Origin of the sequence: Streptomyces sp. SID13726 (assembly GCF_010548375.1) — a bacterium.
Classification (GTDB): domain Bacteria; phylum Actinomycetota; class Actinomycetes; order Streptomycetales; family Streptomycetaceae; genus Streptomyces.
Genome location: NZ_JAAGLY010000505.1, coordinates 1 through 429, shown reverse-complemented (window position 1 = coordinate 429; position 429 = coordinate 1). Strand labels below are relative to the sequence as shown.

Sequence of the window (429 nt, the reverse complement as noted above, 5' to 3'; positions counted from 1 at the left end):
GCGCCCGGGTCGCTGCCGCGTCCCGCAGCCCGGGGCGGCGCGACGGGGGTGACCCGTGGCTGACCGCCTCGACACGCCGAAGAGCGCGCGCCGCTCCCTCATCCCGCGGGTCAAGGTCGACCAGGACGCGGTCGGGCGCGCGACCGAGGGCATCGCCCGGTTCCTCGGCACGCCCCGGTTCCTAGTCTATCTCACCGTGTTCTGCGCGGTGTGGATCATCTGGAACTCGTGGGGCCCGGAGGGCCTGCGGTTCGACTCCGCGGAGTTCGGGTTCACCGCGCTCACCCTCATGCTCTCGCTCCAGGCGTCGTACGCCGCGCCGCTCATCCTGCTCGCGCAGAACCGCCAGGACGACCGCGACCGCGTCACCGCCGAGCAGGACCGGCAGCGCGCGGAGCGCAACCTCGCCGACACCGAGTACCTCGCGCG

Annotated in this window: 1 protein-coding gene; it reads left to right on the top strand. The window is 73.7% G+C overall.

Translation table 11 applies throughout. The features are described from left to right. Positions 1-55 precede the first annotated feature (55 nt). Positions 56-429, top strand: a 374-nt coding sequence (locus G3I78_RS48820; protein ID WP_164437096.1) for a DUF1003 domain-containing protein, incomplete at its 3' end; no start/stop codon positions are given.